The organism is Methylobacterium sp. WL103 (assembly GCF_008039885.1).
In the GTDB taxonomy this organism is placed as follows: domain Bacteria; phylum Pseudomonadota; class Alphaproteobacteria; order Rhizobiales; family Beijerinckiaceae; genus Methylobacterium; species Methylobacterium cerastii.
In genome coordinates, this window is record NZ_VRUX01000657.1 from 1 (window position 1) to 2,211 (window position 2,211).

A 2,211-nucleotide genomic window follows, 5' to 3' on the forward strand; every position below is an offset into this window, starting at 1 on the left:
TTCGGGTCCGCACGATGACGCTGCCGGACGCCTACCAGGACCACGACAGCCCCGACAAGATGTACGCCGAAGCCGGCCTCGACGCCGCCAGCATCGTCAAAAAGGTCGAGGAAATCCTGCCCGAGCGACAGGAAGGCCGTTCGCGCCTCCGCCTCGCCTGAGTCGCAGGCCGCAAAAAGCGATCCGGGTCCCCTGTGGCCCGGATCGCCTTGTCGTGCGCGCCATTCGATGACAAAAGCCGCGTTGCTGCGGTGCGATGCCCAAATCGAGGGCATCGCCCGCGTTCCCGTGACGATTCGAGCGTGATGGCAGAGGCGACCCCAAGCGGTTCTTCCGACCTCGGCCCGGTGCTGATCACCGGCGCCAGCGGCTTCCTCGGCCCCGCCCTGGTCGACGTGTTCCGCAACGCCGGCTTTCCGGTCCGCATCATGGTGCGCGCCACGAGCCCGCGCACCAACCTGACCTGGGACGACGTCGAGGTGGTCGAGGGCGACATGCGCGACCCGGCGGCCTGCGCGGCTGCGATGCGGGGCCAGCGCTACCTGATCCACGCCGCCGCCGACTATCGGCTCTGGGCGCCCGACATGGAAGAGATCGTCCGGACCAACCGCGACGGCACCCGCAACCTGATGCGCGCCGCCCGCGACGAATGCGTCGAGCGCGTCGTCTACACGTCGAGCGTCGCGACCATCAAGCCGCCGGACGACGGCGTCACGCCCTCCGACGAGACGCGACCGCTGACGCCCGAGACCGCGATCGGCGCCTACAAGCGCAGCAAGGTCGTGGCCGAGCGCGTGGTGGACGAGATGGTGGCGGAAAGCGGCCTGCCGGCGGTGATCGTCAACCCCTCGACGCCGATCGGCCCGCGCGACGTGAAGCCCACGCCGACCGGCCGCATCATCCAGGAGGCGGCGCTCGGCAAGATGCCGGCCTTCGTCGACACCGGCCTCAACCTCGCCCACGTGGACGACGTCGCCGCCGGCCACCTGCTCGCCCTGCGCAAGGGGCGGGTCGGCGAAAAGTACATCCTCGGCGGCGAGAACGTGCTGCTGTCGCAGATGCTCGGCGACATCGCCGGCATGGTCGGCCGCAAGCCGCCGACGGTGAACCTGCCGCGGGCGGTGGTCTACCCGATCGCCTTCGTCTCCGAGCAGATGGCGCGGATCACCGGCAAGCAGCCCTTCGCAACGATCGACGGCATCCGCATGTCGCGCTACCGGATGTTCTTCTCCGACGCCAAGGCGCGGGCCGAGCTCGGCTACACCGCCCGGCCCTACCGCGAGGGGCTGTCCGACGCGATCGACTGGTTCCGCGCCGCCGGATACCTACCGGGAGTCTCGCGATGAGCGCCCCCGGCTCCGCCACCGAGCTGCGCTCCGGCAAGGGCGCGAACGACGAGAACTTCCCCGTCGCCTCGCACCTGATCCATCCGAAGAATCGCGGCGCGATCCTGGCCTTCTACGATTTCGTCCGCGCCGGCGACGACGTCGCCGACCACGCCGAGCTGTCGCCCGAGCGCAAGCTCGCGCTGCTGGACGGCCTCGCCGACGCCCTGACCGGGGCCGGCCCGTCCGATCCCGAAGCCGAGCCGCTGAAGCGCGAGCTCGCCGCCCGCGGTCTGCCGCCGCGCCACGCGCTCGAACTGCTCGACGCGTTCCGGATGGACGCGCGCAAGACCCGCTACGCCGACTGGGACGAGCTGATCCACTATTGCCGCTACTCGGCGATGCCGGTCGGCCGCTACGTCCTCGACGTGCACGGCGAGGATCCGGCCCGGGTCTGGGCCGCGTCGGACGCGATCTGCGCCGCCCTGCAGATCGTCAACCACCTCCAGGATTGCGGCAAGGACTTCCGCGCCCTCGACCGGGTCTACCTCCCGCAGGACACGCTGGACCGGCACGGCGCCACCGTCGCGATGCTGGGCGCCGACAAGGCGTCGCCGCAACTGCGCGCCGTCGTCCGGGAGCTGGCCGAGCGGACGCTGGGCCTGCTCGACGACGGCAAGGTGCTGCCCGACCTGATCGACGACCTGCGCCTGTCTCTGGAGATCGCGGCGATCCATCGGCTGGCGGTGATCCTCGCCCGAGGCCTGCTCGACCGCGACCCGCTCTCGGAGAAGGTCCACCACGGCAAGGTCGGCTTCGCGCTGACCGCGCTCGGCGGCATCGCTGCGACGCTGGCGCGCCGGCCGTTCCGCGGCCGCATCGTGCG

2 protein-coding genes are annotated in these 2,211 nt (G+C 71.0%); both read left to right on the forward strand.

From position 1 onward, the window contains the following. Window positions 1-305 precede the first annotated feature (305 nt). On the forward strand, window positions 306-1,346 hold the full coding sequence (gene hpnA, locus FV222_RS23835) for a hopanoid-associated sugar epimerase (protein ID WP_147761300.1): 1,041 nt from the start codon (window positions 306-308) through the stop codon (window positions 1,344-1,346). Further along, window positions 1,343-2,211 (forward strand): squalene synthase HpnC (gene hpnC / locus FV222_RS23840; protein ID WP_147815808.1); only part of this gene is annotated, 869 nt, incomplete at its 3' end. The genes hpnA and hpnC, both read left to right, overlap by 4 nt.

Bases quoted from the DNA above. Each gene is read 5' to 3' on its own strand.
- hpnA (WP_147761300.1), top strand. From the start codon at position 306: ATGGCAGAGGCGACCCCAAGCGGTTCTTCCGACCTCGGCCCGGTGCTG.